This window comes from Streptomyces sp. JH002, assembly GCF_050916115.1.
Classification (GTDB): Bacteria; Actinomycetota; Actinomycetes; order Streptomycetales; family Streptomycetaceae; genus Streptomyces; species Streptomyces xiamenensis.
This window is the reverse complement of record NZ_CP087989.1, coordinates 1205240-1218473: the sequence shown is the minus strand read 5'-3', so window position 1 is coordinate 1218473 and position 13234 is coordinate 1205240. Positions and strand designations below refer to the sequence as shown.

Here is a 13234-nt window from a genome sequence, read left to right as displayed (position 1 = left end):
GGCCCGGGGGCCACCGGAGCCCGTGCGGCCGGCGAGGGCCCCACGCGACCGGCCGGGGCCCCTCCACGAGGGATCCCGGCCGGTCGCGGTGCGCGGTTCATCGGACGGCGGCGCCCCCATCGGGGCGCCGCCCAGCGTGAGCCGGGGGAGATCACATGGGGCCGGCCACGACCGCCACGGCCTTCTCCAGCGGCACCCCGGAGCCGTCCCTGCGCGGGTCGATCTCCGGCAGCGACAGCGGCGCGCCGGTCCTGGACGCCGCCCTGGCCGGGGTCGCCCCCGCCCAGGCGAAGACCAACTGGTCCTCGCCCTTGAGGAAGCGCTGACAGCGCACCCCGCCGGTCGCCCGGCCCTTGCGCGGATACTGGTCGAGCGGCGTCACCTTGGCCGAGCCGTGCGAGCCGTCCAGCGTCTCCTCGCCGCCCGCGACCGTGAACACCACGGCCTCGGCGGCCGGATCGACCGCCGTGAAGGAGAGCACCCGGGCGCCCTCGCCCAGCTTGATCCCGGTCATGCCGCCCGCCTGCCGGCCCTGCGGCCGTACCTGCGCGGCCTGATAGCGCAGCAGCTGTGCCTCGTTGGTGATGAAGACCAGGTCCTCCTCACCCGTGCGCAGCTCCACCGCGCCCACGATGACATCGCCCTCACGCAGCGCGATGACCTCCAGCTCCTCCTTGTTCGACGGGAAGTCGGGCACCACCCGTTTCACCACACCCGACTCGGTGCCGATGGCCAGCCCCGGCGAGGACTCGTCCAGGGTGGTCAGGCAGATCACCCGCTCGTCCGAGGCCAGCGACACGAACTCCGACACCTGGGCGCCGCCCGCCAGCGCGGGCGCGGTGGCGGACGCCGGCAGCTGCGGCAGATCGATCACCGCCACCCGCAGCAGCCGCCCGGTCGAGGTCACCACCCCGATCTCGGCCCGTGCCGTGGAGGACACCGAGGAGACGATGACATCGTGCTTGGCACGCCCGGCCGGCTCGGCGAAGTCGGTGTCCCCGTCGGCGGTACGGGCCAGCAGCCCGGTGGAGGACAGCAGCACCCGGCACGGATCGTCCGCGACCTCCAGCGGCACGGCCTGGGCCGGCGCGCCGTCACCCTCCAGCAGCTGGGTGCGGCGCGGTGTGCCGTACTTCTTGGAGACCTGGGCCAGTTCGTTGGAGACCAGCTTGCGCAGTTCGGAGTCCGAGTCCAGGATCCGCGTCAGCTCTTCGATCTCCTCGCGCAGCCGGTCCCGTTCCGACTCCAGCTCGACACGGTCGAACCGGGTCAGCCGGCGCAGCGGGGTGTCCAGGATGTACTGGGTCTGGATCTCGCTCAGCCCGAACCGCTCCATCAGCGCGTCCTTGGCCTGGGCTGCGTTGTCGCTGGACCGGATGATCCGGATGACCTCGTCGATGTCGATGAGGGCCACCAGCAGGCCCTCCACCAGATGCAGCCGGTCGCGCCGCTTGGTGCGGCGGAACTCGCTGCGCCGGCGGACCACTTCGAAGCGGTGGTCGACGTAGACCTCGAGCAGCTCCTTGAGGCCCATGGTGAGCGGCTGCCCGTCCACCAGCGCCACGTTGTTGATGCCGAAGGTCTCCTCCATCGGCGTCAGCTTGTACAGCTGGGCGAGCACGGCCTCGGGGTTGAAGCCGTTCTTGACCTCGATGACCAGCCGCAGCCCGTGCTCACGGTCGGTCAGGTCCTTCACATCCGCGATGCCCTGGAGTTTCTTCGCGTTGACCAGGTCCTTGATCTTGGCGATGACCTTCTCCGGGCCCACCGCGAACGGCAGCTCGGTGACCACCAGTCCCTTGCGGCGGGCCGTCACCGTCTCCACCGCGACCGTGGCCCGGATCCGGAAGGTGCCCCGGCCCTTCTCGTAGGCGTCGCGGATGCCGTCGAGGCCGGTGATCAGACCGCCGGTCGGCAGGTCGGGCCCCGGCACGAAGCGCATGAGCGCGTCCAGGTCGGCGTTCGGGTACCGGATCAGGTGCCGGGCGGCCTGGATCACCTCGACCAGGTTGTGCGGCGGCATGTTGGTGGCCATGCCCACGGCGATCCCGCTGGAGCCGTTGACCAGCAGATTCGGGTACGCGGCGGGCAGCGCCACCGGCTCCTGCTCGCTGCCGTCGTAGTTGGGCGCGAAGTCGACGGTGTCCTCGTCGATGGACTCCACCATCAGCGAGGAGGCCGGCGCCGAGCGGCACTCGGTGTACCGCATCGCGGCGGGCGGGTCGTCGTTGCCGAGCGAGCCGAAGTTGCCGTGGCCGTCCACCAGGGGCAGCCGCATGGAGAACGGCTGCGCCATCCGCACCAGCGCGTCGTAGATCGCCGAGTCCCCGTGCGGGTGCAGCTTGCCCATCACCTCGCCGACGACGCGGGCGCACTTCACGTACGAGCGCTCGGGGCGCAGCCCCATGTCGTGCATCTGGTACAGGATCCGGCGGTGGACCGGCTTGAGACCGTCCCGGGCGTCGGGCAGCGCCCGGGAGTAGATCACCGAGTACGCGTACTCAAGGAACGAGCCCTGCATCTCGTCGACGACATCGATGTCGAGGATGCGCTCCTCCACATCGGCCCCGGACGATGTTCCGGCGGAACCCCTGCCGGGCGGGGTCTTCGAACTGCGGCGGGCCATCGGGCGCGGGCTCCTTAGTGTGAACTGAACAGAACGTACGAACCAACGACCAAACGGGCCGTGAACAGGCATGGTGCTGCGGACCATTGTGGCCCGACCCACCGACAGCCCGAATCCGACCCGGCCGCCGGTCCCGTACCGTACGGGAACTTCACACCTCGCGGCCTACCTTGCATAAGGTGACACATGTCTCCACCCTCGACAGCGAAGGGACCTCATGCCCATGGGCCACACGGCCATCCCGCAGGACACCACAGGCGGGCTGACAGCGACCGAGCACAAGCTGGCCAACGGGCTCAGGGTGGTGCTCTCCGAGGACCGGCTCACCCCGGTCGCCGCGGTCTGCCTCTGGTACGACGTCGGCTCCCGCCACGAGGTCCCCGGCCGTACCGGTCTCGCCCACCTCTTCGAGCACCTCATGTTCCAGGGCTCCGCGCAGGTCAAGGGCAACGGCCACTTCGAGCTCGTCCAGGGCGCGGGCGGCTCGCTGAACGGCACCACCAGCTTCGAACGCACCAACTACTTCGAGACCATGCCCGCCCACCAGGTCGAACTGGCCCTGTGGCTGGAGGCCGACCGCATGGGCACCCTGCTGACCGCGCTGGACGAGGAGTCCATGGAGAACCAGCGCGACGTCGTCAAGAACGAACGCCGCCAGCGGTACGACAACGTGCCCTACGGCACGGCGTTCGAGCGGCTGGTCGCCAAGATCTACCCCGAGGGTCACCCGTACCACCACACCCCCATCGGCTCCATGGCCGACCTGGACGCCGCCTCCCTGGAGGACGCCCGGGAGTTCTTCCGCACCTACTACGCGCCGGGCAACGCGGTGCTCTCGGTGGTCGGTGACATCGACTCCGCGCAGACGCTCGCCTGGATCGAGAAGTACTTCGGCTCCATCCCGCCGCACGACGGCAAGCAGCCGCCGCGCGACGGGGCGCTGGAGGGTGTCATCGGCACCGAGCTGCGCGAGACCCTCCACGAGGACGTGCCCTCGCGCGCCCTGATGGCCGCCTACCGGCTGCCGCAGGACGGCGGTCGGGCCGCCGACGCCGCCGATCTGGCGCTCACCGCGCTCGGTGGCGGCGAGTCCTCCCGGCTGCACAACCGGCTGGTGCGCCGCGACCGCACCGCCGTCGCCGCCAGCTTCGGCATGATGCGGCTGGCCGGCGCGCCCTCGCTCGGCTGGCTGGACGTGAAGACCTCGGGCGACGCGCGGATCGCCGAGATCGAGGCGGCCGTCGACGAGGAGCTGGCCCGCTTCGCCGAGGAGGGCCCCACGCCCGAGGAGATGGAGCGCGCCCAGGCTCAGCTGGAGCGCGAATGGCTGGACCGGCTGGCCACCGTCGGCGGGCGCGCCGACGAACTGTGCAAGTACGCCGTGCTGTTCGGTGACCCCCAGCTGGCGCTCAGCGGCGTGCAGCGGATGCTGGAGATCACCCCCGAGGAGGTGCGGGAGGCGGCCGCCGCCTGGCTGCGCCGCGACAACCGGGGCGTGCTGGTGTACGAGCCCACCACCGACCGGGCGGACAGCGACGACGACAGCGAAGGGGCGGACCGGTGACGGACGCGATCACTCCCACCATGGACCAGCACCCCCAGCCCGCCGGCGGTGAGCCGAAGCCCTGGGCCTTCCCGGCCCCCGAGCGCTCCACGCTGCCCAACGGGCTCACCGTGCTGCGCAGCCACCGCCCCGGCCAGCAGGTCATCGCGGTCGAGGTCAACCTCCTCGCCCCGCTGACCGCGGAGCCCGCCGGGCAGGAGGGCGTGGCCACCATCATGGCCCGCGCCCTGTCCGAGGGCACCGACACGCTCAGCGCCGAGGAGTTCGCCGCCGAGCTGGAGCGCTGCGGCGCCAACCTGGACGCCTACGCCGACCACCCCGGCGTACGGGTCTCCCTGGAGGTGCCGGCCTCCCGGCTGGTGAAGGCGCTGGGGCTGCTCGCCGACGCGCTGCGCGTCCCCGCCTTCCCCGAGCACGAGATCGAGCGGCTGGTGCGCAACCGGCTCGATGAGATCCCGCACGAGCTGGCCAACCCGTCGCGGCGGGCCGCCATGGCGCTGTCCGCCTCGCTGTTCCCGGCCGAGCACCGCATGTCGCGGCCCCGGCAGGGCACGGCGCAGAGCGTGCGCCGGATCGACGCCAAGGCGGTACGGGCCTTCTACGAGACCCATGTGCGCCCCTCCTCCACCACGGCCGTGGTGGTCGGCGACCTGACCGGCATCGACCTGGACGCGGTGCTGGCCGACACGCTGGGCGCCTGGCAGGCGGAGCCCGCCGTACCGTTCGCCATCCCGCCGGTCACCGCGGACGACACCGGCCGGGTCGTCATCGTGGACCGCCCCGGATCGGTGCAGACCCAGCTGCTGCTGGGCCGGATCGGCACCGACCGGCACGACCGGGTGTGGCCCGCCCAGCAGCTCGGCACCTACTGCCTGGGCGGCACCCTCACCTCCCGGCTCGACCGCGTGCTGCGCGAGGAGAAGGGCTACACGTACGGCGTGCGCGCCAGCGCCCAGGTGCTGCGCTCGGCCGCGGACGGCACCGGGCTCTCGCTGCTGGCCATCCACGGCTCGGTGGCCAGCGATGTCACCGGGCCCGCGCTGGCGGACCTGTGGCAGGTGCTGCGCACCCTGGCCGCCGAGGGACTCACCGACGAGGAGCGCGACCAGGCCGTGCAGAACCTGGTCGGCGTGGCCCCGCTGCGCTACGAGACGGCCGGCGCGGTGGCCAACACCCTGGCCGACCAGGTCGAGCAGGAGCTGCCGGACGACTTCCAGGCGCAGCTGTACCTGCGGCTGGCGGAGACCGGCACCGTGGAGGCGTCCGCCGCCGTGGTGAACGCCTTCCCGGCGGACCGCCTGGTCACCGTCCTGGTCGGCGACCGCGAGCAGATCGAGGGACCGGTACGGGAGCTGGGCATCGGCGAGGTCACCGTCCTCAGCGACGGCGGCGCCGAGGCCGACGGCGAGGCCTGACCCCGCCCGGGGCGGCACACAGCAGGCAGGACGGCCCCGGCGGCCCGCACGGCGCCGGGGCCGTTCCGTGTCCTGAATTCCCCTGTGGCGGGCCGAAAGGCACCACCTTCACCCGGGGCCCTATCGGCATTCCGACGCCCTTGTCATACAGTTCGGTTGAGTACCGGTGGCAATGCAGAAGGCTTTGCCGGAAATGGCAATGGGGGTTTTGATGCGTATCTCCGCGCACACGGTATGCACGGCGATTCGTGACGACATTGTCAACGGTGTGCTGCCGCCGGGATCCCGGCTGGCCGAGGAGCAGCTGGCGCAGCGCTACGGGGTCTCCCGGGTGCCGGTGCGCGAGGCGCTGCGCACCCTGGAGTCCGAGGGGTTCGTGGTCTCCAAGCGGCATGCCGGGGCGTGTGTGGCGCAGCCGGGCGAGCGGGAGGCCGCCGACCTGCTGGACATCAGGGCACTGGTGGAGCCGCTGGGGGCGGCGCGGGCGGCCCAGCGGCGCACCGAGGCGCACCTGAAGGTGCTGCGGGGGCTGGTCAGGCTGGGGAGGCAGCGCGCAGGTCAGGGGCAGGAGGCGGACCTGCGGTCGCTGGGGGACTGGTTCCACGAGACGGTCGCCCAGGCCACCGGAAGCCCCGGTCTCACCTCGATGCTGGTGCAGCTGCGCCGCAAGATCACCTGGCTGTACGCGGCGGAGCCGGTGGGCCGGGCGGTGGTCTCCTGGCAGGAGCGGGGCGCGCTGGTGGACGCGATCGCGCGGGGGGACGCGGAGCGGGCGCGGGCGCTGACGGCGACGCAGCTGGAGCGTACGGCGCCGGCCCGCAAGGTCACGCGCGCCGCCGGTGCGCGGGTCCTGAAACCTGCCGTCAACACGGGACGCGGCCAGATTTAACAGCGGCCGTATACACCTGGTCGTCAGTCTCGGAATTCCCTCGGTGATATTCCCGGGACGCCTTTCTGCTGCCCGGATTTCATATCCCGGTCACAAAAGTCGGCGGAGCGGCACGCGCATCCTGCGCGAAAACCGCTCCGCCGCAAAAAGAAGGCAAATCTTCAGACGGTTTCCGGGAGCTCCTCGAGCCCTTCGGCGACCAGCTTCGCCAGCCGGTCGAGCACCGCCTCGGCGTCGTCCGCCTCCGAGGTCAGCACGACCTCGTCGCCGCCCTCGGCGCCCAGGCTCAGCACCGCCAGCATCGAGGCGGCGTTCACCGGGGCACCGTCCTTCTTGGCGATGGTGACCGGGACGCCGGCGGCCGTCGTGGCACGGACGAAGATCGAGGCGGGCCGGGCGTGGAGCCCTTCCGCCCAGCCGATGGTGACGCGGCGCTCAGCCATGGTGTTGCCCTTCAAGCTCGGAACGGCCCTCGCGGGCCTGTCATGCGTGGATCAAGGCCGCCCGAGGACGTTCGGCATCCCGCACGGCTGCCCTCAACCGTACTGTGAAGCCATGCGGACACCCGAACAGCCTGTCTATCCCGCGCACTGGGAGGCCGACGTCGTGCTGCGGGACGGCGGCACGGCGCGGATCAGGCCCATCACCCCCGCCGACGCCGAGCGGCTCGTCCGCTTCTACGAGCGGGTCTCGGACGAGGCGAAGTACTACCGCTTCTTCGCCCCCCACCCCCGGCTGTCCGACAAGGACGTGCACCGCTTCACCCATCACGACTACGACGACCGGGTCGGTCTCGCCGCCACCGTGGGCGACGACTTCCTGGCCACCGTCCGCTACGACCGCGTCGACCGGCACGGCAGCCCCGCCTCCCGTTCCCACCCCCCGGCCGGGGACGCCCCCGTCGCCGACCGTGCCGAGGTGGCCTTCCTCGTCGAGGACGCCCACCAGGGCCGGGGACTGGCCTCCGTCCTGCTGGAGCACATCGCCGCCGTCGCCCGCGAGCGCGGCATCCGCCGGTTCGAGGCCGAGGTGCTGCCCGCCAACAGCAAGATGATCAAGGTGTTCACCGACGCCGGCTACTCCCAGCGGCGCAGCTTCGCCGGCGGGTCCGTCCACCTCACCCTCGACCTCGAACCCACCGCCGCCTCGCTCGCCGTCATGCGGGCCCGTGAGCAGCGCGCCGAGGCCCGCTCCCTCCAGCGGCTGCTCGCCCCCCGCTCGGTCGCCGTCGTCGGCGCCGGCCGCGCCCCGGGCGGCGCCGGCCGGCTGGTCCTCGACCGGCTGCGGGCGGGCGGCTTCGCCGGGCCGCTGTACGCCGTCAACCGCGCCCTGCCCGAGGACGCCACCGAGATCGACGGCATCCCCGCGCACCGCTCGCTGCGCGAGATACCCGGGCCCGTGGACCTCGCCGTGCTCGCGGTGCCCGCCGACCGGGTTGACCAGGTGCTCACCGACTGCGGGGAGCACGGTGTCCAGGGCCTGCTGGTGCTCTCCACCGGCCACACCGAACAGGCCCAGCGCGCACTGGTGCGCAGAGCCCGCTCGTACGGGATGCGGCTGATCGGCCCCGGCGCCTTCGGGGTGCTCAACACCGCCCCCGGCGTCCGGCTCAACGCCAGCCCCGCCCCGTACCTGCCGCCGCCCGGACGGATCGGGGTCTTCACCCAGTCCGCCGCCATCGCCATCACCGTCCTCGAGGAACTGGAGGGCTCCGGCGCCGGACTCTCCAGCTTCATCTCGGCCGGCAACCGCGCCGACCTGTCCGGCAACGACGCCCTCCAGTTCTGGGACGAGGACCCGGACACCCATGTGGTGCTGATGTACCTGGAGTCGTTGGGCAACCCGCGCAAGTTCACCCGTCTCGCCCGCCGCACCGCCGCCGCAGGAAAGCCCGTGGTCGTGGTGCGCGGCGGCCGGCACAGCGGCGGCGCGCTGCCACCGGGCCACGTCGTCCCCGTCACCAGCACCCCCGAGGACACCGCCGCCGCCCTCATCCGGCAGGCCGGGGTGATCGAGGCGGACACCGTCACCGAACTCGTGGACACCGGCGTCCTGCTCGCCGGACAGCCGCTGCCCCCCGGACACCGGATCGCCGTCCTCGGCAACGCGGAGGCCCTGGGCCTGGTCGCCCACGACGCCTGCCGGGCCCAGGACCTCAGCCCGCTGCCCACCACCGCGCTGCCCCCGGACGCCGGACCCGAGGACTACCGGCACGCGCTCGGCGCCGCACTCGCCGACCCCGACACCGACGCCGTCGTGGTCACCGCCGTCCCCACCGGCGGTGCCGGGCTCACCGCACCCGCCCTCACCGACGCCCTGCACGCCGCGATCACCGCCGTGCCCGGGCGCCGGATACCCGTGGTGGTCGCCCATCTGGCCATCGACGGGCTCGCCACCGCCCTCAGCGCCCGGGGCATCCCCGGCTACCCCTCCGCCGAGCGCGCCGTCCGCGCGCTGGCGCACGCCGTGCGGCACGCCCGCTGGCGCGCCGACGCCGCCGTCCCCGGATCGGTCCCGGCCTTCGACGACATCGACGAACACGCCGCCACCCGGATCATCGCCGCCGCGAGCGCGGGTGAGGCGGCCGGCCGGCACCCCCTGGCCACCGACCGCGCGCAGCGGCTGCTCGCCACCTACGGCATCACCGTGCTGCCCGCCCTGGCCGCCCCCGGCCCGGACGCCGCCGTCCGCGCCGCCCGCCGTCTCGGCTTCCCGGTCGCCCTGAAGGCCACCGCCCCCGGGCTGCGGCACCGCGCCGACCTCGACGGCGTCCGGCTGGGTCTCGCCACCGAGGGCGAACTGCGCCGGGCCCACGCCGAACTGGTGGCACTCGGCTCGCACGACGCGCCCCGCCCCGTCGTCCAGGCGATGGCCCCGCGCGGTGTGGACACCGTCGTGCGCGCCGTCGCCGACCCGGCGATCGGCGCCGTCCTCTCCTTCGGCCTGGCCGGTCCCGCCTCCGAGCTGCTGGGCGACATCGCGCACCGGCTGCTGCCGGTCACCGACCGCGACGTCGCGGCCCTGGTGCGGTCCATCAGGGCCGCCCCGATGCTGTTCGGCTGGCGCGGCGCCAGCCCGGTGGACACCGACGCCCTGGAGGAACTCCTGCTGCGGCTCGGCCGGCTGGTCGAGGACCATCCCGAGATCGCCGCCGTGACCCTGGAACCGGTGGTCGTCGCCCCGCGCGGACTGAGTGTGCTCGCCGCCACCGTCGCGCTGGCGCCGCCGCCTCCGAGCCCGGACCTGGCCCCGCGCCGGCTTCCCGCGTACTGACGCGGCGCCCGGGCCCGGGGCACGCACCCGGGCACGTACCCGGGCAAGGGGCCCATGGGTGTCGGTGGCGCCCCGTAGGATGGACTCCATGGCGAAGACCGGTACGACATCCCAGGGGTTGCGGGAGGCGATCGAGCGCAGCGGCTACTACCCGGCGCTGGTCGCCGACGCGGTGGAGGCCGCCGTCGGCCGGGAGGCCGTGGCCTCCTATGTGGTGCACCAGGAAACGACGTTCGACAGCAACGAGGTGCGCCGGCACGCCACCGTCCTGGTGCTGACCGGGACCCGGTTCATCGTCAGCCACACCGACGAGCAGTCCGCCGACAGCACCGCACCCGCGCCCTACGCCACCACCTCCACCGAGTCCGTGAAGCTCGACCGGATCTCCTCCGTGGTGCTCAGCCGGGTCGTCTCCGACCCGCAGTCCTACAAGCCGGGCACCCTGCCCCGCGAGGTGGTGCTCACCATCGGGTGGGGCGCCGTCTCCCGGATCGACATGGAGCCCGCCAACTGCGGCGATCCCAACTGCGAGGCCGACCACGGCTATACGGGCTCGACCACCGCCGATGATCTCTCGCTGCGGATCAGCGAGGCGGGGGACGGCCCGGAAACCGTCCGGCAGACCCTGGAGTTCGCCCAGGCGCTGTCGGAGGCCACCGCGGCGGCCGGCAGGTGACGCGCGTCCCCGTCCATCAGCACGCGCCGGACCCGGTCCCGCTGGACCCGCGGCAGGCTCCTGCCCCGGCGTACGGCGCGGGGTCTCTCGCCGATCTGCTGCCGGCCGCCGTCCTGGAGCTGGCCTCCGGTGCCGCCGGCGGGGACTTCGCGCTGGAGCCCGCCGACCGGGTCGCCGTCTTCCTCATCGACGGCCTCGGCTGGCAGGCGCTGCGCGACCACCCGCATCTCGCGCCGTTCCTCACCTCCCTGCTGCCCTCCTCCCGCGGTGGCACCGGCGCGCCCATCACCGCGGGTTTCCCCTCCACCACGGCCACCTCGCTGGCCTCGGTGGGCACTGGGCTGACACCGGCCGCGCACGGTCTGGCCGGCTACAAGGTGCGCGATCCCGACCGCGGGGTCCTGATGAACCAGCTGCGCTGGAACCCCTGGACCGAGCCCACCCACTGGCAGCCGCACCCCACGGCCTTCCAACGGGCCCAGGACGCCGGGGTGGTCACCTCCCAGGTGTCCGCACCGCACTTCGAGCACACCCCGCTCACCCAGGTGGCGCTCAGTGGCGGCACCTTCCTCGGCAGGGTCGACGCCGGGGAGCGGATGGATGTCGCGGCCCAGCGGCTGGCGGCGGCCGACCGCACGCTGGTGTACACCTACTACGCCGAACTGGACGGCGCGGGACACCCGTTCGGCATGGACTCCGAGGCATGGCGCGGTCAGCTGCGCTACGCCGACTCGCTCGCCCAGCGGCTCGCCGAGCAACTCCCGCCGCGCAGCGCGCTGTACATCACCGCCGACCACGGCATGGTGGACGTGCCCCCCGGCGAGGAGTTCCGGCACGACTTCGACGAGGACTGGGAACTGCGCGCCGGAGTGGCGCAGCTGGGCGGGGAGCCCCGGGCCCGCCATCTGTACGCGGTGCCCGGCGCCGCCAGCGACGTGCACGCCGTGTGGCGCGAGGTGCTCGCCGATCAGGCCTGGGTCGTCACCCGCGAGGAGGCCGTGGAGCTGGGCTGGTTCGGGCCGCCGGGCGAGCCGATTCCGCCGCGCGTCGCCGGCCGGATAGGCGATGTGGTGGTGGCGATGACCGGCGACCACGCCGTCACGGCCACGCTCACCGAACCCAAGGAGTCCGCACTGACCGGGATGCACGGCTCACTCACGGCCGCCGAGCAGTTCGTTCCGCTCCTTGAAGTACGCACCTGACGGGAAACTACTGATCCGTGGCTGAACTCGCCTTCTTCTCCGGCACGATGGACTGCGGGAAGAGCACGCTCGCACTCCAGATCCAGCACAACCGGTCCGCGCGCGGGCTGTCGGGCATGATCTTCACCCGCAACGACCGGGCGGGGGAGGGGCGGCTCTCCTCCCGGCTCGGTCTGGTGACGGACGCCGTCGAGGCGGACGAGAAGTTCGACTTCCACGTGCATCTGGTGAAGCACCTCACGGCCGGTGGCCGGGTCGACTACGTGATCGCGGACGAGGCCCAGTTCCTCTCCCCGGACCAGGTCGACCAGCTGGGCCGGGTGGTGGACGATCTGGGCATCGACGTCTTCGCGTTCGGCATCACCACGGACTTCCGCACCCGGCTCTTTCCCGGCTCGCAGCGGCTGATCGAGCTCGCGGACCGGGTGGAGGTGCTCCAGGTGGAGGCGCTGTGCTGGTGCGGCGCCAGAGCCACCCACAACGCCCGTACGGTGGGCGGCCGGATGGTGATCGAGGGCGCCCAGGTGGTGGTCGGTGACGTCGGCGACCCGGCGGGGACGCGCGGCGAGATCGGCTACGAGGTGCTGTGCCGGCGCCATCACCGGCGCCGCCTGACCGCGGCCACGGCCGGCGCGGGGGCGCTGTCTCCCGAGGTCCTTCCGGTCGACAGCGCCCACACCGGCAGTCGCTAGCCGTTCTTCCGGCGGCTCGGGTCCACCAGGGCGAACGGCGCGCCCTCCGGGTCCTCCACCGCCGCCACGATCCCGAACGGGGTGTCGTGCGGCTCCTTCAGCAGCCGCCCGCCCAGTTCGCCGACCCGCACCGCGTCCCGGTCGATGTCGCGCACCGAGAAGTACGTCATCCAGTGCGGCCCGCGGTCGTGCGGCAGGTCGGAGCCCACACCGGCGATCCCGGCCACCGAGCGGCCGTCGAGCCGCAGGGTCAGGTGGTCCGAGCCCGCGGGCAGTGCCTGGGTGGGCACCGCCTCATAGCCGAAGACCATCGAGTAGAACTTGCTGACCAGCGAGGTCTCCGGGGTGATCAGCTCCGTCCAGGCCGGGGCGCCCGGGGTCTCCCGGAACGGCGCACCGTGGTACGTGCGCCCCTCCCAGATGCCGAACGCGCCGCCGCACACATCCGCGGCGATGGCCAGCCGACCGACCTGCTGGGCGTCCATCGGCCCGACCGCCAGCGTCCCGCCGCAGTCCCGGATCATGGCGGTGGTGGCGTCGGCGTTGCCGGTGGCGATGTACGGCAGCCAGGCGGACGGACGCCGGAGATCGGCGGCGATCTCCCCGACCCCGGCGACCGGACGCCCCTCGTGCAGCGCCCGGACATACAGGCCCAGCTGCTGGGGCCCTTCCTCGAACTCCCATCCGAACAGGCTCCGGTAGAACTCCTGGCTGCCTGCCAGGTCGTGCACCATCAGACTGGCCCAGCACGGGGTACCCGGTCTCGGTGGCGGCGTTCCTACGGTCATGCTCGTCTCCTTGTGACCCTCATCGATGCGGTCCGGCGTACGCCGGTGCCGCTCACTTCCAGTGTCCCCTGATCAAGGTCCCTACCGCTATGGCGCCTCGCCATGCCTG

General features: G+C 72.8%; 10 protein-coding genes. 7 read left to right on the top strand and 3 right to left on the bottom strand.

Annotated features, from left to right (window positions below):
* Window positions 1-151: 151 nt before the first annotated feature.
* On the bottom strand, window positions 152-2626 hold the full coding sequence (locus H7827_RS05150; RefSeq protein ID WP_432743023.1) for a DNA gyrase/topoisomerase IV subunit A: 2475 nt from the start codon (window positions 2624-2626) through the stop codon (window positions 152-154).
* Window positions 2627-2843: 217 nt separating this feature from the next.
* Between H7827_RS05150 and H7827_RS05145 the strand changes: the two genes are divergently transcribed.
* From H7827_RS05145 to H7827_RS05135, 3 genes are all read left to right on the top strand, one after another.
* Window positions 2844-4190 (top strand): M16 family metallopeptidase, encoded by a 1347-nt coding sequence (locus H7827_RS05145; protein ID WP_386541182.1) that lies wholly within the window; start codon window positions 2844-2846, stop codon window positions 4188-4190.
* Window positions 4187-5605 carry a M16 family metallopeptidase gene (locus H7827_RS05140; protein ID WP_030730273.1) on the top strand — a complete coding sequence of 473 codons (1419 nt, stop codon included), beginning with the start codon at window positions 4187-4189 and terminating at the stop codon, window positions 5603-5605. Before H7827_RS05145 ends, H7827_RS05140 begins: the two co-directional genes overlap by 4 nt.
* A 211-nt stretch (window positions 5606-5816) precedes the next feature.
* On the top strand, window positions 5817-6494 hold the full coding sequence (locus tag H7827_RS05135) for a GntR family transcriptional regulator (RefSeq protein WP_386541181.1): 678 nt from the start codon (window positions 5817-5819) through the stop codon (window positions 6492-6494).
* A gap of 161 nt (window positions 6495-6655) precedes the next feature.
* Here the strand turns inward: H7827_RS05135 and H7827_RS05130 are convergent, their stop codons facing one another.
* Window positions 6656-6937 carry an HPr family phosphocarrier protein gene (locus H7827_RS05130; RefSeq protein WP_030730278.1) on the bottom strand — a complete coding sequence of 94 codons (282 nt, stop codon included), beginning with the start codon at window positions 6935-6937 and terminating at the stop codon, window positions 6656-6658.
* A gap of 112 nt (window positions 6938-7049) precedes the next feature.
* On the opposite strand from H7827_RS05130, the gene H7827_RS05125 reads away from it, so the two are divergent.
* The 4 genes from H7827_RS05125 to H7827_RS05110 all read left to right on the top strand — a co-directional run bounded on the left by H7827_RS05125 (window position 7050) and on the right by H7827_RS05110 (window position 12337).
* Complete coding sequence (locus H7827_RS05125; RefSeq protein ID WP_432743019.1) at window positions 7050-9767, top strand: GNAT family N-acetyltransferase; 2718 nt, start codon at window positions 7050-7052, stop codon at window positions 9765-9767.
* An 88-nt stretch (window positions 9768-9855) separates the two neighbouring features.
* Complete coding sequence (locus H7827_RS05120; RefSeq protein ID WP_030730283.1) at window positions 9856-10443, top strand: DUF5998 family protein; 588 nt, start codon at window positions 9856-9858, stop codon at window positions 10441-10443.
* Entirely contained in the window at window positions 10440-11645 is a 1206-nt protein-coding gene (locus H7827_RS05115; RefSeq protein WP_432743017.1) for an alkaline phosphatase family protein, read from the top strand. The genes H7827_RS05120 and H7827_RS05115 overlap by 4 nt, the downstream gene beginning before the upstream one ends.
* A gap of 17 nt (window positions 11646-11662) precedes the next feature.
* Window positions 11663-12337: a thymidine kinase gene (locus H7827_RS05110; protein ID WP_386541178.1), complete on the top strand. Its 675-nt coding sequence runs from the start codon at window positions 11663-11665 to the stop codon at window positions 12335-12337.
* On the opposite strand, the gene H7827_RS05105 is transcribed toward H7827_RS05110, so the two are convergent.
* On the bottom strand, window positions 12334-13125 hold the full coding sequence (locus H7827_RS05105) for a VOC family protein (protein ID WP_386541177.1): 792 nt from the start codon (window positions 13123-13125) through the stop codon (window positions 12334-12336). The genes H7827_RS05110 and H7827_RS05105 overlap by 4 nt on opposite strands.
* Window positions 13126-13234: the final 109 nt, after the last annotated feature.

Coding starts and splice junctions, on each gene's coding strand:
- H7827_RS05150 (WP_432743023.1), bottom strand. CDS start 2,626: ATGGCCCGCCGCAGTTCGAAGACCCCGCCCGGCAGGGGTTCCGCCGGA.
- H7827_RS05145 (WP_386541182.1), top strand. CDS start 2,844: ATGCCCATGGGCCACACGGCCATCCCGCAGGACACCACAGGCGGGCTG.
- H7827_RS05135 (WP_386541181.1), top strand. CDS start 5,817: ATGCGTATCTCCGCGCACACGGTATGCACGGCGATTCGTGACGACATT.
- H7827_RS05130 (WP_030730278.1), bottom strand. CDS start 6,937: ATGGCTGAGCGCCGCGTCACCATCGGCTGGGCGGAAGGGCTCCACGCC.
- H7827_RS05125 (WP_432743019.1), top strand. CDS start 7,050: ATGCGGACACCCGAACAGCCTGTCTATCCCGCGCACTGGGAGGCCGAC.
- H7827_RS05120 (WP_030730283.1), top strand. CDS start 9,856: ATGGCGAAGACCGGTACGACATCCCAGGGGTTGCGGGAGGCGATCGAG.
- H7827_RS05105 (WP_386541177.1), bottom strand. CDS start 13,125: ATGACCGTAGGAACGCCGCCACCGAGACCGGGTACCCCGTGCTGGGCC.